20 protein-coding genes, 1 pseudogene and 1 other annotated feature are annotated in these 22,031 nt (G+C 52.7%); of the genes and pseudogenes, 6 read left to right on the top strand and 15 right to left on the bottom strand.

Translation table 11 applies throughout. The features are described 5' to 3' along the window. Window positions 1-18 precede the first annotated feature (18 nt). From sat to K1I37_RS06800, 5 genes and pseudogenes are all read right to left on the bottom strand, one after another. Window positions 19-1,173, bottom strand: coding sequence for a sulfate adenylyltransferase (gene sat, locus K1I37_RS06820; protein ID WP_021297534.1), 1,155 nt, complete (start codon window positions 1,171-1,173; stop codon window positions 19-21). An 82-nt stretch (window positions 1,174-1,255) separates the two neighbouring features. Beyond that, on the bottom strand, window positions 1,256-1,843 hold the full coding sequence (gene cysC / locus K1I37_RS06815) for an adenylyl-sulfate kinase (protein ID WP_031218998.1): 588 nt from the start codon (window positions 1,841-1,843) through the stop codon (window positions 1,256-1,258). Window positions 1,844-1,914: 71 nt separating this feature from the next. Continuing rightward, window positions 1,915-2,811, bottom strand: a complete 897-nt coding sequence (locus tag K1I37_RS06810) for a sulfotransferase family protein (RefSeq protein ID WP_021297532.1) — start codon at window positions 2,809-2,811, stop codon at window positions 1,915-1,917. Between the two features lie 107 nt (window positions 2,812-2,918). Beyond that, window positions 2,919-3,461 (bottom strand): hypothetical protein, encoded by a 543-nt coding sequence (locus tag K1I37_RS06805; RefSeq protein ID WP_021297531.1) that lies wholly within the window; start codon window positions 3,459-3,461, stop codon window positions 2,919-2,921. A gap of 236 nt (window positions 3,462-3,697) precedes the next feature. Continuing rightward, window positions 3,698-5,150 (bottom strand): annotated as a pseudogene (locus K1I37_RS06800) (catalase). 145 nt (window positions 5,151-5,295) lie between these two features. On the opposite strand from K1I37_RS06800, the gene K1I37_RS06795 reads away from it, so the two are divergent. Beyond that, on the top strand, window positions 5,296-5,694 hold the full coding sequence (locus K1I37_RS06795; protein ID WP_021297528.1) for a Fur family transcriptional regulator: 399 nt from the start codon (window positions 5,296-5,298) through the stop codon (window positions 5,692-5,694). 127 nt (window positions 5,695-5,821) lie between these two features. Here K1I37_RS06795 and K1I37_RS06790 read toward each other — a convergent pair whose 3' ends face one another. Then, window positions 5,822-6,199 (bottom strand): winged helix-turn-helix transcriptional regulator, encoded by a 378-nt coding sequence (locus K1I37_RS06790; protein WP_021297527.1) that lies wholly within the window; start codon window positions 6,197-6,199, stop codon window positions 5,822-5,824. 172 nt (window positions 6,200-6,371) lie between these two features. Here K1I37_RS06790 and K1I37_RS06785 point away from each other — a divergent pair, with 172 nt between their 5' ends. From K1I37_RS06785 to K1I37_RS06775, 3 genes are all read left to right on the top strand, one after another. Next, window positions 6,372-6,905, top strand: coding sequence for a YceI family protein (locus K1I37_RS06785; protein ID WP_021297526.1), 534 nt, complete (start codon window positions 6,372-6,374; stop codon window positions 6,903-6,905). Between the two features lie 92 nt (window positions 6,906-6,997). After that, window positions 6,998-7,450 carry a YaiI/YqxD family protein gene (locus tag K1I37_RS06780; RefSeq protein ID WP_021297525.1) on the top strand — a complete coding sequence of 151 codons (453 nt, stop codon included), beginning with the start codon at window positions 6,998-7,000 and terminating at the stop codon, window positions 7,448-7,450. Between the two features lie 69 nt (window positions 7,451-7,519). Beyond that, on the top strand, window positions 7,520-8,347 hold the full coding sequence (locus K1I37_RS06775; protein WP_021297524.1) for an ABC transporter ATP-binding protein: 828 nt from the start codon (window positions 7,520-7,522) through the stop codon (window positions 8,345-8,347). A 127-nt stretch (window positions 8,348-8,474) separates the two neighbouring features. On the opposite strand, the gene K1I37_RS06770 is transcribed toward K1I37_RS06775, so the two are convergent. From K1I37_RS06770 to K1I37_RS06755, 4 genes are all read right to left on the bottom strand, one after another. Further along, entirely contained in the window at window positions 8,475-9,500 is a 1,026-nt protein-coding gene (locus K1I37_RS06770; RefSeq protein ID WP_021297522.1) for an NADH:flavin oxidoreductase/NADH oxidase, read from the bottom strand. A gap of 249 nt (window positions 9,501-9,749) precedes the next feature. Then, the gene (locus K1I37_RS06765) at window positions 9,750-11,198 is read right to left on the bottom strand and encodes a degradosome RNA helicase CshA (protein ID WP_021297521.1); all 1,449 of its coding nucleotides are present in this window, start codon (window positions 11,196-11,198) and stop codon (window positions 9,750-9,752) included. Between the two features lie 336 nt (window positions 11,199-11,534). Then, window positions 11,535-13,115 (bottom strand): APC family permease, encoded by a 1,581-nt coding sequence (locus tag K1I37_RS06760; protein ID WP_021297519.1) that lies wholly within the window; start codon window positions 13,113-13,115, stop codon window positions 11,535-11,537. A 65-nt stretch (window positions 13,116-13,180) separates the two neighbouring features. Beyond that, window positions 13,181-15,097, bottom strand: coding sequence for an ABC-F family ATP-binding cassette domain-containing protein (locus tag K1I37_RS06755; protein WP_031218996.1), 1,917 nt, complete (start codon window positions 15,095-15,097; stop codon window positions 13,181-13,183). Window positions 15,098-15,345: 248 nt separating this feature from the next. Here K1I37_RS06755 and K1I37_RS06750 point away from each other — a divergent pair, with 248 nt between their 5' ends. Continuing rightward, complete coding sequence (locus tag K1I37_RS06750) at window positions 15,346-16,530, top strand: solute carrier family 23 protein (RefSeq protein ID WP_021297517.1); 1,185 nt, start codon at window positions 15,346-15,348, stop codon at window positions 16,528-16,530. Between the two features lie 50 nt (window positions 16,531-16,580). Here K1I37_RS06750 and K1I37_RS06745 read toward each other — a convergent pair whose 3' ends face one another. From K1I37_RS06745 to K1I37_RS06725, 5 genes are all read right to left on the bottom strand, one after another. Then, window positions 16,581-16,895 carry a chorismate mutase gene (locus K1I37_RS06745; protein ID WP_021297516.1) on the bottom strand — a complete coding sequence of 105 codons (315 nt, stop codon included), beginning with the start codon at window positions 16,893-16,895 and terminating at the stop codon, window positions 16,581-16,583. Window positions 16,896-16,963: 68 nt separating this feature from the next. Next, window positions 16,964-17,189 (bottom strand) — a binding site (T-box leader). 78 nt (window positions 17,190-17,267) lie between these two features. Then, window positions 17,268-18,110 carry an SDR family oxidoreductase gene (locus tag K1I37_RS06740; protein ID WP_021297515.1) on the bottom strand — a complete coding sequence of 281 codons (843 nt, stop codon included), beginning with the start codon at window positions 18,108-18,110 and terminating at the stop codon, window positions 17,268-17,270. A 69-nt stretch (window positions 18,111-18,179) separates the two neighbouring features. After that, the gene (gene msrA / locus K1I37_RS06735) at window positions 18,180-18,722 is read right to left on the bottom strand and encodes a peptide-methionine (S)-S-oxide reductase MsrA (RefSeq protein ID WP_021297514.1); all 543 of its coding nucleotides are present in this window, start codon (window positions 18,720-18,722) and stop codon (window positions 18,180-18,182) included. Window positions 18,723-18,940: 218 nt separating this feature from the next. Next, a complete protein-coding gene (trxA, locus tag K1I37_RS06730) occupies window positions 18,941-19,261 on the bottom strand; it encodes a thioredoxin (protein WP_021297513.1) in 321 nt (106 codons plus the stop codon). A gap of 87 nt (window positions 19,262-19,348) precedes the next feature. Further along, on the bottom strand, window positions 19,349-19,924 hold the full coding sequence (locus K1I37_RS06725) for a DNA-3-methyladenine glycosylase I (protein ID WP_021297512.1): 576 nt from the start codon (window positions 19,922-19,924) through the stop codon (window positions 19,349-19,351). A 145-nt stretch (window positions 19,925-20,069) separates the two neighbouring features. Between K1I37_RS06725 and K1I37_RS06720 the strand changes: the two genes are divergently transcribed. Continuing rightward, window positions 20,070-21,884, top strand: a complete 1,815-nt coding sequence (locus tag K1I37_RS06720; protein ID WP_021297511.1) for a M3 family oligoendopeptidase — start codon at window positions 20,070-20,072, stop codon at window positions 21,882-21,884. Window positions 21,885-22,031: the final 147 nt, after the last annotated feature.

Genomic DNA, 22,031 nt, shown 5'->3' with positions numbered 1-22,031 from the left:
CCTTCCAGAACCAGCCGATTAACTTTTCGTATAGTATTCCATCAACACTTCGACGACTTCAGGACGGCTAAACTCCGGCGGTGGTGCAATGCCCTCGCGAAGCATCGCGCGCACTTTTGTACCAGACAGTGTCACGTGGTCGTCATCACCGTGTGGACAAGTTTTCGCCGTCGCCATCCCCTGACACTTTTTGCAGTAAAATGCGTTGTCGAAGAACAGCGGTGTAATGCCCAATTCGCGCGTGTCGAAGTTGCTGAAGATATGTTGCGCGTCGTAGGTGCCGTAATAGTCGCCGACACCAGCATGATCACGGCCGACGATAAAGTGCGTGCAGCCGAAATTCCGGCGTACCAGCGCATGCATGACAGCCTCTCGCGGACCCGCATAGCGCATCGCCGCCTTGTAGACGCCAAAGAACGTCCTATCTTGTGGGTAATAGTGCTTAAGAATCGTTTGATACGCGCGCAGGCGCACATCAGCAGGTACATCGTCCGACTTCGTCGGCCCGACGAGCGGATTCAAAAATAGGCCATCGACGCCTTCCAGCGCAATCTTCTGGATGTACTCATGCGCACGGTGCACGGGATTGCGGGTTTGGAAACCGACGATGGTTTTCCATCCCTTTTCCGCAAAAATCTTGCGCGTCTGTTCCGGTGTAAAAAAGTAATCTGTAAATTCGTCGACGCGCTCATCCTCAAACACTTCGACCGGCCCACCGAGATACACACTTCCGCGCTCATACAAGCGTTTAACGCCTGGATGCGCATCCTCGGTCGTCCGATACACCTGCTTGGCTTCGTAAGTCAAATCCGGGCGATACATATGTTCTACCCGCATCGCCGCACAAATGACACCATCCGGCCGGACGAGGGCAATTTCTTCACCGATGGCAATTTCTTTTGCGAGATCTTCCGTCACAGGCAGCGTAACCGGAATAGACCAGATAGCCCCATTCGCGAGATGCATGGTATCGACCACAGACTTGTAGTCCGCTTCCGACATAAACCCAGTGAGCGGAGTGAACGCGCCGATGCCAATTTGATAAACATCGGATACCGCGACGTCGTCGAGAACGACCTTCCGCTTCGATGCGAGCGCCTGACGGCGAGCTTCCTGGGTTTCTGTTGGAATCATTGTATTGACAAGTGGCTGTGAATTTGAATCGACTGACACAAAACTGCCTCCTTCAACATGAATCCCGCACACGACCTCCTGGCTACGCCATCCGAAGCGACACGGCGGAATACTGCTACGACTAGTACAACTTTGATTTTACACCTTCTAGAATATGATCGATACAGTCCTGAATCGACATTTCCGAGGTGTTTACCGTGATATCGGGCTGTAACGGTGGTTCGTAGGGTGAAGAAACCCCGGTAAATTCCTTAATCACGCCGCTTTTTGCCTTCTCGTACAGGCCCTTCGGATCTCTTGTCATGCAAACTTCCACTGGGCACTCGACGTATACCTCAATAAATGAATCGGACGAAACAATTTCCCGCGCACTGTCTCTATCTTCGCGGAATGGCGAAATCAGCGCAGTGACGACGACGACGCCCGCGTCCGCGAACAGTTTGGCCACATGTGCCACACGCCGCACGTTCTCACGACGCGAATCCTTATCAAAGCCGAGGCCGGCGTTCAACCCATGGCGTAAATTGTCTCCGTCAAGTAAATAGGTATGTACCCCAGACTCATAAAGGCGCTGTTCCAAAGCGTTTGCGAGTGTCGACTTCCCCGCACCCGAGAGGCCGGTAAACCAGATACACAGCCCACGATGACCATTCAAACCTTCATGCTGTTTTCGCGTGATTTTCTGTTCGTGCCAAACAATCGCCGACATGTCCTGCTCCTTTCCCGACTCCTGTCCTCTGTGCTCGTTGCCGCCGATATGCGCATCTTCTAGTCCTATCGTCATGACAACCACCCGCTCAAATCGCGATGAAGCAGGTCCTGAAGATTGAGCACGTCATCCCGGAAATAGCGGGCGAGCATCTTCTCCGTCTTCGGCGACGGTTTGTCCTTCACGAGCGTCATGTTCTTCGCGCGTTGCCCTAACTTTTGCCGGAAGTCCTTCGGCAAAAACGGCTTAATCACTTCTTTGACAGCGTTCGGCTTCGCAAAGAACTCGTACATTGCCCGAGATTTCGGCTTACCCGACTGGTTGTGCCGGATCGACGTATCGATGTGTACATCGTCCCGAAGGTGTAGGAACGACAACAACTCGCGGACGACCCGTTCTGCGTCAGCTAAGTCCTCGTACAAGAAAATTTTCAACTGGTCACGGCTGAATACGCTCATATACGTCTCGATTGACTTCGCGTATAAACCGGCTTCTTTATACCACCAAAGTGGCTGATAGTTTTGTTCCTTACGAGCGGCTTCTTGCTCAAGTGCCTCTTCAAACGACAACGTCTCCCGCCCGTCTCGCACAGTGTGCATGTACGCGGAGTACGCACGCTCTACCGGATTGCGCAAAATAAAAACAATTTTGGCATCCGGGTTGAATTTATGAATGCGCGTCGCCACCTGCGGAAACGTTAAATAGTACACCGACGCCTCGCCGACGACGCGTTCGTTCTCGACGCCGTCGAACAACGCCATATAATCCTCAAGTGTACGCATGGTGTTGTCGTTAAACCCCTGGTCACCAGGGCCTTCAAACCGTTCCGGAAAATCGGGTACACAAAAATAGTGCGGCTCCTTCACCCGACTCATAAAGACGTCCGGATGCTGCCTCACATAGTGAAATAGGGAAGTTGTCCCCGACTTCGCCGCTCCAGCAATAAAAAAATTCGGAGTTCGACCCATCTCTAGTCCACCTTTCACGATGTGTATTGTAGACGATATCACTTGAAATTTTATTGAACTAGCTGTGGTATATTATAAATTTGCATAAAAATACCCGCCGAAGCGGGTTAATCTTGTGGCTCGTCGGCGGACTGTCCCTTTCGTTTCCTGCGCTTGGTATTTCGCTTGCGCTTCGAAATGCGCAATTTCACTTCGCGCTCGACCGACGTATACTTCGTCACCATGGCTGGCGTCAATTTCCCCTGGGATGTGAACATACAAAAATCGAACGGTGTTTTCAGGTCGTCTTTTGCGACCTGCAACTCCTCGGCCAGTGCATCTTTGTCCAGCACTTCGCGCTCCCGAAACTGCGGGGACAACACAGCGATTTCGCCGCTCGGCAAGGAAATCGTAATCTCTTCTTCTTCATTTCCAGCGAATAGTTCTTCAATTTCTTCCAATAACAACTTATTCTCTTCGTTGCGCTCTTTGGCTATCTCTTTGTTTTGAAAGTACCGCAAAACTTTGTCCTCAAGCCGCAAGCGAGCCGTTTGCTCTTTTTCGTCCGTTACCGCTTCCGATTGCGCTACCTGTTCATTCGTTGCCTCGTCCACCAAACCTGAGGCGCCAATTTGCGTTTGTCCAGCGATGTCTTTTTCCGTTGTCGACACTAGTCCGATTCACCTCATGTTCGTTTCCGTGATATGTCTCTGCATCGAGAAACGGTCACACAGCTATGTATTCTATCACGAAGCGCACTTCCCCGGACACTCTATCTGACCACGCCAACTCATTTCACCTCGTGTGCACCAACAAAAACGGCTTTTCCTAGCGCGCGAGATGCACGAGGAAAAGCCGCTACTTGTAGCGCGCCGCGACATAAGCCGTCGTCGGTGAGCTATCCGAATTACGAATTCACGTTCGTCGAGAGACCAAGACCAGCTGCGACGCGTGCGCCATAGTCCGGATCTGCTTTGGTGAAATGCTCAATTTGTCGGCGTTGAATCGACTCCTCGACCCCCTGCATCGCATGCACGATGTTGTCAATCAAGTGCGCCTTGTCCTCCGATGACAACAAACGATACAAGTCGCCCGCCTGCGTGTAATGGTCATCGCTCGGATACGCGTGTTCCGCCGCGACGCCCGAGACAGGTAAGAGATACCCCTTCGCAGGTTCGGATTGCGTGGGACCGTGGAAGCTATTCGGCTCGTAATTCACGCTGCCACCGCCATTGTTATCAAAACGCATCGCGCCATCGCGTTGATAGTTTTGCGCCGTCGTCGCATGGGGGCGGTTCACGGGCAGTAGGTTATAATTCGTGCCAATCCGGTAACGATGCGCGTCCGCGTAGGCAAAGAGTCGCCCTTGCAGCATTTTGTCCGGCGAAAAGCCGATGCCAGGGACAATGTTGGCAGGGGACATCGCCACTTGCTCAACCTCTGCAAAATAGTTCTCCGGGTTGCGATTCAGTACCATGCGACCCACGGGAATCAGCGGGTAATCCTCGTAGTGCCAGACCTTTGTCACATCGAATGGATCAAATTTATAGGTCTGTGCATCCTCGAGTGGCATGATTTGAACATAGAGCGTCCATGTCGGATAGTCCCCCCCGCTCAATCGCACAAGAAAGGTCGCGCGTATGGTAATCAGGGTCTTCACCCGCAACGCGAACGGCCTCTTCACGGGTAAAGTTCTCAATTCCCTGTTCCGTCCGGAAGTGATATTTGACCCAGACCGCCTCGCCTTTGTCGTTTACCCACTGGAACGTGTGACTGCCAAATCCATGCATGTTCCGCAGCGTTTTTGGCGTACCCCGGTCGGAAAACAGAATCGTCACTTGATGCAAACTCTCCGGCGACAGCGACCAGAAATCCCAGACTGCGTTCGGGTCCTTGAGGTTCGTCGCAGGATTGCGCTTCTGCGTGTGGATAAAATCTGGGAACTTCAATGGATCCCGAATGAAAAATACCGGTGTATTATTGCCGACGATGTCATAATTGCCATCTTCCGTGTAAAACTTGACTGCAAATCCTCGAGGGTCGCGGTCGGTATCCGCGGCTCCCCGTTCCCCCGCAACGGTCGAGAAACGTACAAACACTTCCGTGCGCTTCCCGACCTCAGACAAAAATTTCGCCTTGGTGTATTGGGCGACCGGATGTGTCACTTCAAAGTAGCCATAAGCCCCTGTACCTTTCGCATGAACGACGCGTTCCGGTACGCGCTCGCGATTAAAGTGCGCGAGTTTTTCCAACAGATGAACATCTTCCAGCAAAACAGGGCCACGGGCTCCAGCCGTCTTTGAATTTTGATTATCGAGGACGGGGGCACCAGATTGTGTCGTCAAAGGCTTATCAGACATCGTCGCCACTACTTAGTATTAGACTTAGTTCAAATTCTGATATATAATTTATCATGAAATGAACACACTGACAAGATAGAAACATTGACCGAATCCGTGAGATACGGTTAGATACTTGAAGAAGCTTTTGGAGGGGGTGAATTCCGTGAACCAAAAAATTAACTGGACGACGCAGCGAAAAGTCATTTACGAATTGGTTCGCGACACCACGGACCACCCAACAGCGAGTGATGTGATGGAGCGGCTGCGGTCTGAAGGCCATCATTTCGCGTACGGCACAGTATACAATTCCCTGCGCTATCTCGTAGATATGGGCTTAATTCGTGAACTGAAGCTCGGCAACGCCGTCAGTCGTTACGACGCGCGAACCGAAGAGCACCTTCACGTCATTTGCGATATTTGTGGAAAAGTGGCCGAAGCGGAAATGGACTTACCTACCCATTGGCTGGATGAAATCGCCAGCAAGACAGCGTTCCAGCTCGACAGCCCAGAAATTCTGTTGCACGGCATATGTCAGGACTGTCGCAAGGGAGAAACGCATTGACCAGCCTTGATGTTCTCCATCTTCCTATCGACTAACGGCAGCGACTGGATTGCAAGCGAACCTGCCTGCTCGCGCCATAGCGCTGCCAGCGGCCGAGACATCACACACCGCGCAGACGGACTTCTTTTCACATCGCGCCGTCGTGCCCGAATTCTCTGACCTCGGTATGTTGATTCAGTTCCAAACTGTGCTGACGCTTGAGATGCAGAGCGCCCCACTCGTGCATCAACGTGAGGATGGGTTGCAACGTCCTTCCGTAATCACTGATGGAATACTCCACGCGCGGCGGAATTTCTGGATACACACGCCGTTCGACGATATCCTCTTGTTCCAATTCCCGTAACTGTTTCGTCAACACGCGTTGCGTGATGCCAGGAATCCGCTTCTTTAATTCATTAAAACGCAGTGTGCCGTCCATCAACTGGAAGAGAATCATCATCTTCCACTTGCCACTGATGATATCCAAAGTAGAGTTCACGAAGCAGTGTTGCGCGGTTTCATCCACATCAATCGCTCCCGCATCACTTTAGTATTCCCGAGGATACTAAGGCACTTGAGTGTACGTACTTAACAAAAAATAATTGCTGATAAATAATTAGATTATAAAAATTCCGGACAGTTGTCGTTCGTGATACGCCGGAAGTACATGAAGACCATCATTTCGGGAGGTACAGCACATGGCAAAAAGTACTTGGGCCGTAGACCCTGCCCACTCTGAAATCGGTTTCAGCGCAAAGCATATGATGTTTACCACGGTTCGCGGTTCCTTTAAAAAGTTTGACGCCACAGTTGCCGCAGACCCCGATGATCTCAGCACCGCCGATATCGAATTCACGATTGACGCCGCGAGCGTCGATACGCGTAACGAAGACCGCGACAATCATTTAAAAGGGGCCGACTTCTTCGACGTCGAGAACCATCCCACCATCACGTTTAAAGCGACCGACATCAAAAAAACTGCAGACCAAGAATACGACATGACCGGCGATGTCACCATCCGCGGCGTGACCAAGCCCGTAACGTTCCATGTGGTGTACAACGGCACGGGTAAAAACCCATGGGGTGCAACAGTCGCTGGCTTTGAAGCGACGGCAACCATCAGCCGAAAGGACTTCGGCCTCACCTACAACGCAGCACTGGAGACCGGTGGCGTGCTGATTTCTGACCAAGTCAAACTCAACGTCGAAATTCAAGCAAGCAAACAGGCATAACTCAGCTTCCATTTTTATGATAAACTGATACCGTGACAGGGGCAAGGCGTTTACCTTGTCCCCTTTTTCTGTTCCTGATGGGAGGTATTCAGGTGGTCATTTACGTGGATGCAGACGCCACACCTAGACAAGTCCTTCGAGTCACCAGAGCGCTCGCCGCAAAGTATGACATTCCCGTCATCACGATCAGTTCCATCAACCACGAAATTCGAGGGGACCACCATATCCAAGTCGATGCCGCTTCACAGGCAACGGATATGAAAATCATCCGCAGAATCGAATCCAGTGTTCCAACGATTGTCATCACACAGGACTATGGCCTAGCGGCGCTGGTACTCGCCCGCAAGGCGTTTGCCATTTCGCCGAGCGGGTTGCTTTATACCAATGAAAATATCGATCAGCTTCTTTATGAGCGTGCAGCAAGCGCGAAATTGCGAAGAGGCGGCAAAGTTCGTATGCGCGGACCGCGACCGCGAACCCAGGAAGACGACGAAAAATTTGCGCAAGAACTGCGCAATTTAATCGAATCCCTCTTACACCCCTGACCTGCTCCCTTGCAACTTCGTGTATGATGGAAGTATCGTTGAAATCTTCAGGTAAAAGAGGTATGTAGTGTGAGCGTGATCGAGTGCAGGGACGTCACCTGGGTGAGAAATCAGAAAACCATTCTTCAGAATGTTCAATGGTCTGTGCAAAAAGGCGAGCACTGGGCCATTCTTGGACTCAATGGGTCGGGTAAAACCTCTCTATTAAACATCATCAACGGCTACCAATGGCCAACGCGCGGGATGGTGTGTGTGCTGGGTCAAACGTTCGGCAAGACTGACCTGCCCTCTTTGCGCAAACAAATTGGCTGGGTCAGTGCCTCGATGGCCGACCGCTTTGCGGCCGACAGACCGACGGACAGCGCACTAGAAGTGGTGATAAGCGGCAAATACGCGTCCATTGGACTCTGGTCACCAACCGACAAAGTATCCGACGAGCGAGCGGCACTGCGCTGTCTCGAGGAAGTACACGCCGAACATCTGGCAAATTCCCTATTCCGCGTGCTGTCGCAAGGCGAAAAGCAGCGCGTCCTCTTGGCTCGGGCGCGGATGTCGCAACTGGGCCTCTTCATTCTCGACGAACCATGCACCGGCCTGGACATCCTCGCAAGAGAGGTACTCCTGGAATCAATTCAGGCATCGACCACACAACCGGACGGACCGACCATTTTGTACGTCACGCACCACACCGAAGAAATTGTCCCTGGCATCACACATGTACTTCTCTTGTCACAGGGCGAAATCGTGGCGACAGGGCCAAAACAAACCGTTCTGACCGACAAGAACTTGTCGCAAGCCTTCGGCCTTGGTGTCACAATCGAGTGGAAACAAGGCAGAGCCTGGCTGCAAGTCGAAACATCCCTGTCGAAGGCGCCCATTGGCGCGACTGGGATGTAAGGATGACGCCTGTTGCCTACATGAATAAAGACCCGCTCACGCGTACAGATTGGCATGAGCGGGTCTTTATTTCATTCACGTATCTATCCTCCGTATTGCCGCAACAGGCGCATGCCGCCGCGACGACTTAGCGGATAGCCATTTCGTACTGTTTCGGCGCCAGCGGCTTGACCCGGAGCTGCTGCGCTGCATGCAGCGGAAAATACGGGTCGTTGAGCAAGCCGCGGGCGATAGCGACGAGATCGGCATCTTCATTCGCAATCACCGACTCGGCAAGCGCCGCGTTGTCGAGCATTCCGACAGCGATGACAGGCACGCCCAACTGCTCTTTGATGGCTCGCGCGAATGGCACTTGATACCCTGGGTAATTCCCCGGGCGGCGCTTGCCAGCCGGTCCCTCACCACCGGAACTGACGTGGAACATATCGACGCCGGCACGGTGATATGCCCGACAAAGCTCGATAGCGTGGTCAATGTCATAACCGCCATCCACGTATTCCACAGCCGACAGCCGGAACAAGAGCGGCATCGAGCTCGGCATCTCCGCCTTCATGGCCTCGATAACTTCGACGCCAAACCGGGTCAAATCAGCCCCGTACTCGTCCTTGCGATGGTTGGTCAACGAAGACTGGAACTGATGCACCAGATAGCCGTGCGCACCGTGAATTTCAATCGTGTCGACGCCGGCCTTCACTGCCCGTCGCGCAGCGGCAGCAAATTTCTCGACCATTCGTTTGACTTCGTCGGTCGTCAATTCGCGAGGCGTCTTGTAATTGTCGCCTTCGAAGCGGATAGCGGACGGCGCCACCGGTTCCGGCGCATCTTCAGCCTTGCGGCCTGCATGGGCAATCTGAATCCCAATCTTGGCGTCATATTGATGAACAGAATCGATGATGCGTTGAAAAGCTGGAATATGATCATCCGACCACAGGCCAAGGTCATAATCCGTAATGCGGCCGTCTGGCTCGACGTCGGTCATCTCCATGATGATGAGGCCCACGCCGCCGATAGCCCGGCTTGTATAGTGAACATAGTGCCACTCATTTGGAACGCCGTCTTTTGCAGTGACGGAGTATTGACACATCGGCGCCATGACGATGCGATTTTTCAAGGTCAAATCCTTCAAAGAAAATGGTGTGAACAACCTTGCCATAAGGGCCCTATCTCCTCTCTCCTGGTGTATGCGTACCGTCTCTATGCTGCACGCAAGACGCCACTCAATACTCTACTATCATAAATTTAGGGACTTCAATTCGCAAATCACCTGAGGGAAATTCGCAAGATGTTCACGTTTTCCCCTGCCCAGACGCCAGCGACTGCAGGGAAGTTTTGGTCAAAAAACGAGCCGCCCCAAGTATTTCTTAGGCCGGCTCGTTTTCGATTGGAACATCGTGAATTTGGGTTAACCGCGTGCGCGGTTGCCGCGGTAGTGTCCGCCACCGCTGCCCTTGCCAAAGCGGGAAGAACCATGACGACTTCCGTCACGGCCACGGTGATCACGCCCTCGTTCACTCTTGTGTTGGCCACGGATGCGAACAGGCCGCTCTGCCGTCAACGTGATCGGCACTTCTTGCGTGCCCTTGGTCAACAGCTTAATCGCTGCAGAAACGACCGTGATAGAATCCTGATTCTCCAGCAGTTCCTCAGCCAAGTGACGGAACGCGCCGAGATCTTCATTCTGGCTGGATTCCAGCAATTGTTCCATAGCAACCCGCTGCTTGCTCTCCCTCGCCTCAATGTAGGTAGGCAATGGCTTGCGTGTGATTTTCCGCTTCGTCACGCGTTCAATGTGATGCAAGTGGTCAATCTCGCGCGGTGTGACAAACGTGGCCGCAATGCCGCTCTTTCCCGCGCGCCCCGTACGGCCAATTCGGTGCACATAACTGTCGATGTCCTGTGGGATATCGAAGTTGTAGACGTGCGTGACACCAGACACGTCGAGCCCACGTGCAGCAACGTCCGTCGCCACCAACACATCCAGTCCGCCATCGCGAAACTTGCTCATGACGTTATCGCGCTGTTTCTGACTGAGGTCGCCGTGCAATCCATCGGCAATGTACCCACGGGTCTGCAACGCGCTCGTCAATTCATCGACCCGGCGTTTCGTCCGACCAAAGACAATCGCGAGTTCAGGGCTTTGAATGTCAAGCAGGCGCGTCAACACATTCAGTTTCTGTGCTTCGGACACCTCATAATACACTTGCTCAATACTTGGGACCGTGACCTCGCTGGCCTTTGCTGAAACGACGACAAAATCGCGCATGAACTTTTTCGCCAGCTCGCGAACCCCTGGTTTCATCGTAGCCGAAAACAAAAGTGTTTGCCGTTCTGCTGGACACTCGGCGAGAATCGTTTCAATATCTTCGACAAATCCCATATCGAGCATCTCGTCTGCCTCGTCGAGTACAGCGACGCGAACGCCATCCAGGCGCACAGTGCGCCGGTTCATATGGTCCATCAACCGCCCCGGCGTCGCAACGACCACGTGCGGACGATTGCGCAACGCGCGAATTTGCCGCCCGATGTCCTGCCCACCATAGACCGCCAGCACGCGCACACCTTTGACGCTTCCGACTTTAATAATTTCCTCAGCCACCTGAATGCACAATTCACGCGTCGGTGTGAGAATAAGCGCCTGTAACGATTCACTTTTCGTATCCACGAACTCGACTACCGGAATCGAGAATGCCACCGTTTTCCCGGTGCCGGTCTGCGCCTGACCAATGACGTCTTGACCAGTCATCGCCACGGGAATCGCCTGAGATTGAATGTCTGTTGCCGACTCGAACCCCATGTTCCCAAGTGCTTTAAGGACTGGTTCACTTAAATTCAGTTCTGAAAATAATGCCATACGTTTACCCCTTTAACGTTTCGGTTGTCGCCTAGGTTTAGACTTGTACAATTCGCTTCACGACATACCTCAAAATGCAATTTCCTGCCCAGTTGGGCTGTTGGTGCACATGACGGCTATGTAAAGTGGATACACAGTGGAGATTTCCGACGGAAGTCATCAGTTAGAGGAGGAAGTATTGACGACGGGTCTCTTTGCCCGCCCGCAATACGACGTGGTCGCTTACTGAATACTACATGGAGCAACGATGACCGGAGGGGGGTGCATGGTTGCACCCCATATGCCCGAAAGACCCATCATTCGAGCGTCGTTCTATGCACGCACAAGTCACTTGTGTCATGTATCCGATCCTTCATCCATCTCATCTTCGTCGAGCATCGCTTTGGGTAGCCCCGTGCGGCCGCCCCAATAATATGTGATCACTGCAATCACAGCGATAACCACTTGGTCCCAAACTCGCGGTATCCAGGCGATACCCCCAAAATCCCCGAGTTTCGATACAATTATAATCGCCGCATAATAAAATACCAACCACCATGAAGATTTCAACTGCTGCACAAACGAGACTTGGCGCTTCGGAACCCACTTATACGCTATCACGTAGATGACAAACATCACCAACTGTGAGCCGAGTAGCCACGAATCCACTGTCCACCCCGTCCAGTAGACAATCAAACTGGCGATGATGAACGCAATAGGCCCAATGACGTGCATGCCTTTCAAGTAAAATGGACGCGCCAACTCCGGTGCATTTCGCCGAAACGCATACGCGGAAATCGGTGCGAGTGCGTAAGTCAGCACGAGGGCGTCCGAGACCACCCCGATAAGCGTTCCCCAGGACGGGAACGGTAGCGTCCAAAAGATTGAAAGGACGAACGACAGCCACAAGGCGGGCCGTGGAATGCCAGTCCTTTTGTCGATTCTACCAAACAACTTGAACAATGTCCCGTTTTTCGCCCAGCCAAACACAATACGTGACGTAGAATTCATAAAAATGTTGGCTGATCCGCTCGGGGACACAATCGCGTCCAAGACAATCAGGATTGCCAACCAGCCGATGCCAAGTATGACGGCGAGATCGCGAAAAGGCAAGCTAAATGCCTGACTGATACCCGTCCACCCACCGGCGAGTTTTGCCGTTGGAATCGCGCCGATAAAGGATACTTGCAGCAAAATATAGACCACGGCCGACAAGATGACAGACAAAATGAGTGCCAAAGGGACGGTTCGCTGCGGGCGCTTCGCCTCACTCGCGACCGATACGATAGGCTGTAATCCAAGATAGGCAAACATGACACCGCCGGTTGAAATGGCGGTTTCAATGCCGGAAAAACCAAATGGCGCGAACCCATGTACAGTGAAATTGCCACTTTTTAAGTGAATCAGCAGGACAATAATCGTTAGCGAAGGTACGACAAACTTGAGAATCGTCATGACGGTATTGACTTTTGCGAATGTACCGACGCTCCAATAATTTAAAAGAAAAAAGACGAACAGGAGTGCGACCTGCAAAATCCAGCCAAGCAAACTCGGCGATTGTCCGCCCGAACTCGATAGCGCCGGCCACCAAGATGCCGCGTACTGACGTGCTGCCTCCACTTCAATGCTGCACAAACTGGAATAGGCAATCAGCGTCGCAAATCCCATCAAATATCCGAGCAAGGGGCCATGCGAGTAGACCGGGTAGCGAACAATTCCACCGGCCCGCGGAATCGCTCCGCCCAGTTCGGCATACACGATCCCCAGTAGAATCACGGCAATTCCGCCAATCAGCCACGAAATCCAACCTGCTGGGCCTGCATCCGATGCGACCGTACTTGAAGCAAATAACCAACCGGATCCGAAGATAGCCCCAAAGCCGATAAAAATCAGATCCGACAGCGATAACCGCCTTTTCAGTTTTCCGTTTTGTTCCACAGAACCACCTCCAGCCTCTCATCGTAAGAATATGTTACTCTGACAGGCGAAACGCCATCACCCTGTTATTGACGCTTACTGCGTTCGATTTCCTCTGCCAACTCATTGAGATACGTCCAGCGCTCCAACAAGTTATCGAGTTTTTCTTGAAGTGCGGATTGCTGCTCAAACAGTTCCGCCAACTTGACGTGATCAGCCGCGTGAATTTGCATCTGCTTCTCCACCTCGGCAAGCGCCTGTTCAGTCTCTTCAATCCAACCGTCTATCTCTTCGTATTCCTTCTGCTCTTTGAACGTAAATTTCACGACGTTGCGCCGGCGCTCGTGCGATGTCGCTTCAGTCGGCCGAGCAGCTTTCGCGAGTGACTCCACATCACTTTGCCCCTGCGCATTCACGCGCTCGATGTAATCCGTATAATTGCCAAATTGAACGTCAATGCCCCCCGTATCTCCGAATGCGAACACCTTGTTCGCCACCCGGTCGAGAAAATACCTATCGTGGGATACAGCAATGACCGCTCCAGGAAAATCATCCAGGTACGATTCCAGCACGGACAGGGTAGGAATGTCGAGATCATTTGTCGGCTCATCCAGCAACAACACATTCGGTGCAGACATGAGCGTCTTTAAAAGGGCAAGCCGCCGGCGTTCGCCACCGGATAACTTCGCGACAGGGTTCCACTGAAGACTCGCCGGAAACAAGAACCGTTCGAGCATCTGCGACGCGCGGATGCGTTCCCCATCCGCTGTCTCCACATACTCGGCCTCTTCTCGGATCACGTCAATGACCCGCGCATCCTTGCCCACTAAATTGTGTTCCTGCGCAAAGTAGCCAATTTTCACGGTCGATCCGGTGCGTACCTCCCCTGCGTCCGGCTGCTCTATGCCGGCCAAAAGCTTCAACAAAGTCGATTTGCCGACGCCATTCGGCCCAACGATACCAATGCGGTCGTCACGCTGAACAATGTAGCTGAAATCCTGAATGATGGGTCTTCCTCCGTACGACTTGCTGACATGGTCCAACTCGATCACGGATTTTCCCAACCGACTGGCAGCCGCCGAAATTTCGACCGCTTCCTGATTCGCCTCAGGAGTCGTTTCTAGCACTTCATAATAACGCTGTGTACGAGCCTTTTGTTTTGTTCCCCGAGCACGTGGCCCCTTGCGAATCCACTCAATCTCATTGCGCAAAAAGTTTTGTCGTTTTTCCTCGGATGCACGCTGTGCCTCTTCTCGAACCAACTTGCCCTCTAAGAACGACTCATAGTTACCCGGATACGTGTAGATGCGGCCCTGATGAAGTTCAAATATACGATTGACTACCCTATCTAAGAAATAGCGATCATGCGTAACCATGAACAATGCGCCTTTGCGCCGCTGCAGGTAATTTTCTAACCAGGCCACCGTCTCGTTGTCAATGTGGTTTGTCGGTTCGTCGAGCACGAGCAAATCGGATGGTTGAATTAACGCCCGCGCCATGGCCACACGCTTGCGCCATCCGCCGGAGAGTTCTCCGACTTTCCGGTAGACATCGGTCACACCCAGCTGTGTCAGAATCGCCTTCGCCTCGTGTTCCAAACTCCACGCGTCCGCTGCATCCATCTGGGCCTGCAGGCGAATCAGTTTTTCCTGCGCCCGTTGCGACTGAGGATTCTGCAATGCATCACGCACGGCATCTTCGTAGTCGCGTAAAAGCCGCATGACCGGCAAATCGCCGTGGTAGACCTGCTCGAGTATCGTCGATTCCGGATCGAACTGCGGTTCTTGCGGCAGGAAGTGAACACGCGCCCCACCACTGAATACAATCGTTCCCGAGTCTGGTACGTCGACGCCCGCTATCATCTTCAGCAACGTCGACTTCCCCGTTCCATTGACGCCGATGAGCCCAATTCTATCTGTGTCTTCAATCCCAAACGAGACGCCACTTAGCAACACTTTTTCACCGTAGCGCTTCTCGATTCGCTCTGCAGATACGATATTCATTGTCATCCGTCCCAAACTTCAATCTAACCGTATGCCAGCTTCTACTGCACGACCGCTGGGTCCGCTCGCTGCCAGACAAACGGTCGTTCTCACGCCATCATACCACGCCAGGCGCTGCCATATCCTCGCCTAAACCAACGCCTATGTCTGTGCTCGCCGAATTTTTTATCGCCAGAAGGGCCGTCGATGGATATACTATTGGACGGTGTTCGTCAATTTTCGAGTATATGTAACAAGGAGGCTATCTCTTGAGGTCGTTTCTACGCGCAGTACCGCTATCCTTTCAGCACGTTTTCGCCATGTTCGGCGCGACTGTGCTTGTCCCTCTTTTAACCGGACTCGATCCCGGCTCAACCCTCATCGCCAGCGGCGTCGGCACCATTATCTTTCACCTCATCACCCGCGGCAAAGTTCCCACCTACTTAGGTTCGTCATTCGCCTTTATCGCGCCACTCACCTTGTTCGTCGGCAAGCACCATACGCCGGGACAAGCCGTCACAGGACTGATTAGCGTTTCCATCGTCTACGGTATCCTGTCACTGATTATCGCAGGTATCGGCGTGGCGCGCGTGCGCAAAGCGATTCCACCAGTGGTAGTGGGACCCGTCGTCGCCATTATCGGATTGTCGCTCGCGCAAACTGCTATCCAGTCGGAAGCCTCCACCCACTGGGATGTGGCCATCGTCAGTCTCTTAGCAGGAATTCTCGCGTCGCTTGTGGGTCCAAAACAGCTTCGACTTATCCCGATTTTATTCGGCATCGTGATTGGCTACGTGTACGCCATCCTCCGCGGCCTGGTCGATTTCAGCAGCGTCCGCCACACGCCTTGGGTACAGCTTCCACACTTTACCGCCCCGTCCTTCAGTTGGTCCGTCATTCTAGCGATGGCCCCCATCGCACTGGTCACATTTGTCGAAGATTTGGGCCACATGTTCGTGCTCACGGAAATCACTCAAAAAGACGTCATCAAAAGCCCTGGCTTTTCGTCGATTCTCTTGGGCAATGGCGTCGCCACCTTCGTTTCCGCCTTTCTCGGCGGCCCAGCACAAACCACGTACGCAGAGAATCTCGGTGTGCTGGCCATGACACGACAATTTTCCAGCCGCATCATCCAAGGGGCAGCCATCATCGCCATCATCCTTGGCTTACTTGGTAAATTCGGCGGGCTGATTCAATCCATTCCAACCGCCGTCATGGGGGGCATCGGCATTCTCCTATACGGCATGATTGCTGCAATGGGCATTCGCCACTTGATTGAGGAAAAGGTAAACCTTGGAAACATGAAAAATCTGATCATCGTGTCGGTAATCTTCATCATCGGCGTCGGGTACGCCAATAATGGCATCGCCTACGCCACCATCGCAGGGTTGCTCATCTACTGGTTAATCCCCGACCTGAGCACGCGCATCAACAAACAAGCAGAGCACAAATAAGTGACGAACGCCACGATTCCTGTGTATGAGAATCGTGGCGCCTTTGTCTCTCAATTCCCTTGTCCCGCACACTCGTCTTGAATCATCTCCCTCTCCATGCGGCAAGTCTCCTCATGAATGAGGCGATAGAGGCGAGACATAAATTGCTCGCTCAATTGATACCGCTCCCCCATCGCGATGTACGACCGCTCGACTTGCACTGCCCGATCCCGCTGCAACACTGGCTTCCTCCACGCCCGCTTTAACGCAGCAACTTTCTTCGCCACTTCAAACCGCGAAGCGAGCACCTCCACGACCCGCTTGTCAATTTCATCAATCTCCGTCCGATACATTGCGATGCCGTCTCTCCACAACTTTTCTGTCATACAGATTCCCCCAGAACTTCGTTTTACGTGCCGAAACCCTGTACCGGAACGACAAAAAATCCCGCCCCAATAGGGGCGAGATTTTCTCGCGGTACCACCCTAATAAAAGGCTTCAAAGCCTTTTATCTTCATTCGGATAACGAAGCTTGCGCTCCGGCACGGACTACACAGCCATCTCGACCTTCACCCGGCAGCTCCAGAGTGAACTTCAACCATGCCCGCCCGTCGGTTCGCACCCACCACCGACTCTCTGTTTGGTTGGACACAGCCTACTCTCTCCATCACAGCAACGACGATTCTGAATTTTTATATACCTTATGCAAACTTTCCAGTTCTGTCAACTGCTCTTTATCCAGTGGATCAAGCGGCGCACTAACCGTTGACAATGGTACCCCCATTGATATGCAAAGTCTGCCCCGTCATGTACGCTGAATCCTCGCTCGCCAAAAACACATAAGCGGGCGCGAGTTCATATGGCTGTCCGGCCCGTTTCATCGGTGTATCGTCGCCAAACGTCACAATTTTCTCAGGCGGAAAGGACGCTGGTATGAGCGGCGTCCAAATGGGTCCCGGCGCAATGGCGTTCACCCGAATGCCTGACGTCGCAAGCGACCTCGACAACGCACGCGTAAACGACACAACCGCCCCTTTCGTCGACGAGTAATCGATGAGATCAGGCTCGCCTCGATACGCCGTGATGGACGCAGTATTGATGATGGCACTGCCAGAACGAAGATGGGGCAAAACAGCCCTGGTCAATTTGAATTGGGAGAGCATATTGGTTTGAAACGTATATTCCAATTGTTCATCCGAAATGTCGAGCAGACTGTTGGCGACAAACTGCACCCCTGCGTTGTTGACGAGTACATCAATGCGGCCAAAACAAGTTAACGTCATCTTGACAATGTTTACACAGTGCGCGGTATTCCCAATATCGCCAGGAATCAAAAGACATCGCGCGCCATAGTGCGTGACCACGCGTTTGGTCTCCTGCGCATCTCCATGCTCATTCAAGTACGAAATCACCACGTCAGCGCCTTCTTTCGCGAAGGCGACGGCCACAGCGCGACCAATCCCGCTGTCCCCGCCTGTGATGATGGCGACTTTATGTCGCAATTTACCCGCCGCCTTATAGTTCGGATTGTCGAACATCGGCCGCGGAACCATGAGGGATTCGATACCCGGTTGTGATTGCCTTTGTGGAGGAAAGCCCACCTTGCACCACCTCAAAATCAAGATGCTACAATCTATGGGCGGGCGCTCCCTCCTGCCACTCACAACATCTCAGTCACCCCAATGATGCTCAATAAATCGGTCTCGTCCGGACGCCTGCCGATATCGGGTATAGTGCAAGGCATTGCGTTTGTAATAGTCTTGATGGTAATCTTCCGCTACATAGAACGGCTTAGCTTCCAAAATTTTCGTGACAATCGGTTTCGAAAAACGTCCCGATTCTTCTAGCTTGCGCTTTGATTCCTCTGCCGCGAGGCGTTGCGCCTCGTTGTGATAGAAAATCGCCGTCTGATACGAACTCCCGCGGTCATAGAACTGTCCACCCGGATCTGTCGGATCAATTTGCCGCCAATAAATATCGAGCAGTTCGTCATACGTGATAACCCTTGGATCAAACATAATCTGCACCGCTTCATAATGGCCTGTCGTCTCCGAACAGACTTCCTCATAGGTTGGATTTTCCGTCGTTCCACCCGTGTATCCAGAAACCACTTTGAGAATGCCCGGCCACTGATCAAACGGTTTCACCATACACCAAAAACAGCCGCCAGCGAATGTCGCAATCTCGTAGTTCCCATTCTGTGTATCTGGCACCTTTCATCCCTCGCCATCTCCTGGATGTATCTATGCTCGATACTATGCGCGATAGACCATCCATACATCGATGAATCCATGGTACACCATCAGTATGTCATGGCAAAACCGCGACTGCCTGTTCGCATACTAAGGAACAGCAAAGGTATAGCAAAATAGCCACTGCCCAGTCGGACAGTGGCATAGACGCTATCATTCAGCCGCTTTACAAGAAACCTTTATGCAAGAACCTCTGCCAATTCGGCTTCCAGTTCGGCCTTTGGGCGATAACCAACAATCTGTTTCACAACTTCGCCGTTCTTAAACAGTAGCAGGGTCGGGATACTCATGATTCCGAACTGCTGCGTGGTCGTCGGGTTTTCGTCGACATCCAGTTTTGCAACCGTCAACTTGTCGCTATAGTCGTCTGCAATTTCTTCAAGCACAGGGGCCATCATCCGGCACGGGCCGCACCAGGTCGCCCAAAAGTCCACCAAAACAGGCTTATCAGACTGAACTGCCGTGGAGAAGTCCGCGTCTGTCACTTTCTGTGTCGCCATGAATATCACACTCCCAGAATGATGATCCGCGCGCTCGCGTGCCACCTTTTTGTTACTTTTTTATAGTATCACCACAAAAGTAATTTTTCAATCTGCCTTCCCGCCCAGTTCCCGATAGCGAAAACAGGTTGTCACGTGATCCATGACAATACCAACCGCCTGTAAATAGGCGTACATAATGGTCGTCCCGACAAAATTGAATCCCCGCCGCTTTAAGTCTCGACTCACTTGATCGGATAATTCCGTTCGCGTTGGCACCTGGCTCAGGCTCTCCCAGTGATTGATTAACGGCTTGCCATCGACGAACCCCCAGAGGTAGTCCGCAAACGTTCCAAACTCCTCCTGAACTCGTAAAAAGGCGTTCGCGTTCCGTATCGCAGATGCCACTTTCAGCCGATTGCGAACGATACCGGACTCCGCAGAGAGCAATTGCGCAACCTTATCCTCGTCATACTGTGCGACGCGTTGAATGTCAAAACCGTCAAACGCAACCCGGTAGTGTTCCCGTTTCTTGAGAATCGTGTACCAACTGAGACCCGCCTGCGCCCCCTCGAGAACTAAAAATTCAAAGAGCTTGGTGTCATCGTAAACGGGTACCCCCCACTCGACATCGTGGTAGTGAATATAAAGCGGATCATCATTGACCCAACCGCAACGCATCATTGACTCGTCCTCCAAACGCCCAATGCCATCCTCTCTAGTTTATTTGACCTACAGCAAAATGCATAGAATAAGGTCCCAATCCGACCACAAGCTACGGTGTTCGCCACTTTTGCAACGTTGTTATAATGGCTGTGGAGGGGATATCATGACCGATGCACATCTAGATCAAACCTGGGATTTAGACAGCATTTTCCCAGGTGGCAGTGCCTCCGCGGCCTTTTTGCAACACCTTGATGGCCTGGCGGAAGACATCGCATCATTTGCTGCGATGACATCGAAATCCACCGGACAGATTACATCAGCGCTGGCGCAAGCGATCTTGACGATGCAAGACATCGCCGCGAAAATCCGCGAAGCTGGAGCCTTTGTGTCCTGCCTCAACGCACAAAATGTAAAGGACGCCGCAGCGAAGCGCTTGGGCGGTCGCCTCAATCAACTGCGTGCAAAATTCAACCAAACCCTCACGCAATTAGACGCGCTCCTGATAAACTTACCGGACGAGCAATTTAATCAGTTACTAGAATCCCCACAAGTCAAACCGCTGACATTTGTCATCCGGGAGCGCAAACGCCGCGCCATCGACAAGATGCCCGCAGATAAAGAGGCTTTGGCGGCGACGCTGTCCGTCGACGGCTACACAGCGTGGAGCGACCTCTACGACACCATCATCGGTCGCATGCACATTCCTTTTCACGACGGAAAAGAAACGCACCTCCTGTCGGTAGGGCAGGCGAGCAATCGTTTAAAAATGGCCAATCGACCTTTGCGCGAAAGCCTGTTCCAACAGTGGGAAGATTCGTTTGCGGAACAATCCGAACTATTCGCCAGCATCCTCAACCACTTAGCTGGTTTTCGACTGAACCTGTACGAGGCTCGCGGATGGAACTCCGTACTCAAAGAGCCCTTGGACATCAACCGCATGTCAAGCGCGACACTGGATGCGATGTGGGGCGTGATTTCCGACAACAAGGCGCCGTTTGTGGACTTTCTCAAAGCGAAAGCGAAACTTCTCGGCGTCGAACGCCCCACCTGGTCAGACGTAGAAGCGCCAATTGGCGCCACACATAAGCTATACACCTACGAAGAGGCCCGCGACTTCATCGTTCACCATTTTCACAAGTTCAGCCCCAACCTGGCCGAATTCGCCAACATGTGTTTCGAAAAGCGCTGGATTGAGGCAGAAGACCGCCCCGGCAAACGACCAGGTGGTTTCTGCACGAGTTTTCCCGTAAGCGCCCAGACTCGCATCTTCGTGACATTCTCCGGCACGCCGTCGAACGTCGCCACGCTGGCCCACGAACTCGGGCACGCATACCACCAGCAAGTCATGCGTGGGATGCCACAACTGCTCACGAATTACGCGATGAATGTCGCCGAAACGGCATCCACGTTCGCCGAAATGATTGTCTCCGACGCGTCTGTAAGAGAGGCCACCAATCCAACAGAACAACTCTCTCTACTGGAGGATAAAGTCGGCCGGAGCATCGCCATGTTCATGAACATTCACGCGCGTTTCCTCTTCGAGACGCGATTTTATGAAGCGCGCAAACAAGGACTACTCGACGCACAAGATTTGAATCGCCTCATGCAAGAGGCCCAAGCCGAGGCGTTCGGCGGTGCCTTGGCGAGCTACCATCCACATTTCTGGGCGTCAAAACTCCACTTCTACATCACGGGCACGCCGTTCTACAACTTTCCATACACGTTCGGCTATCTATTCAGCACAGGAATCTACGCGCGGGCGCAAGAGGAAGGGCCGGCATTTGCCGACAAGTATGTAAAACTTTTGCGCGACACTGGCTCCATGCAAGTCGAGGATTTGGCGAAGAAACATCTCGGCGTAGATCTCACTCGCCCTGACTTCTGGCAAAGTGCGGTCGATCTCGCCACAGCCGACGCCCGCAAGTTTATCGAGTTAGCAAATCAGGGAACACACGAGGGAACGCAGGAACATCGCTGATAGCGACATTGGGGTTACGAAAACGACGTACCGACACAATCGAAAGTCCCGGAGACCTCGGCGCTCCGGGACGATTGCGCAAGCGACGCGAACACGGCTGAGCGTGATGACATGTCCCGAAGCCACCTATCACTCGTTTACGAAGGG

Source organism: Alicyclobacillus acidoterrestris (genome assembly GCF_022674245.1).
GTDB lineage: Bacteria > Bacillota > Bacilli > Alicyclobacillales > Alicyclobacillaceae > Alicyclobacillus > Alicyclobacillus acidoterrestris.
Note: the sequence above shows the minus strand (reverse complement) of the source record. Positions and strands in the feature narration are given on the sequence as shown.

Excerpts from the sequence above, each read along its gene's own strand:
- cysC (WP_031218998.1), bottom strand. The coding sequence starts at position 1,843 with ATGTCGGCGATTGTTTGGCACGAACAGAAAATCACGCGAAAACAGCAT.
- trxA (WP_021297513.1), bottom strand. The coding sequence starts at position 19,261 with ATGGCGACACAGAAAGTGACAGACGCGGACTTCTCCACGGCAGTTCAG.
- K1I37_RS06770 (WP_021297522.1), bottom strand. The coding sequence starts at position 9,500 with ATGGCAAGGTTGTTCACACCATTTTCTTTGAAGGATTTGACCTTGAAA.
- K1I37_RS06785 (WP_021297526.1), top strand. The coding sequence starts at position 6,372 with ATGGCAAAAAGTACTTGGGCCGTAGACCCTGCCCACTCTGAAATCGGT.
- K1I37_RS06755 (WP_031218996.1), bottom strand. The coding sequence starts at position 15,097 with ATGAATATCGTATCTGCAGAGCGAATCGAGAAGCGCTACGGTGAAAAA.
- K1I37_RS06765 (WP_021297521.1), bottom strand. The coding sequence starts at position 11,198 with ATGGCATTATTTTCAGAACTGAATTTAAGTGAACCAGTCCTTAAAGCA.
- K1I37_RS06810 (WP_021297532.1), bottom strand. The coding sequence starts at position 2,811 with ATGGGTCGAACTCCGAATTTTTTTATTGCTGGAGCGGCGAAGTCGGGG.
- K1I37_RS06745 (WP_021297516.1), bottom strand. The coding sequence starts at position 16,895 with ATGACAGAAAAGTTGTGGAGAGACGGCATCGCAATGTATCGGACGGAG.
- K1I37_RS06720 (WP_021297511.1), top strand. The coding sequence starts at position 20,070 with ATGACCGATGCACATCTAGATCAAACCTGGGATTTAGACAGCATTTTC.
- K1I37_RS06725 (WP_021297512.1), bottom strand. The coding sequence starts at position 19,924 with ATGATGCGTTGCGGTTGGGTCAATGATGATCCGCTTTATATTCACTAC.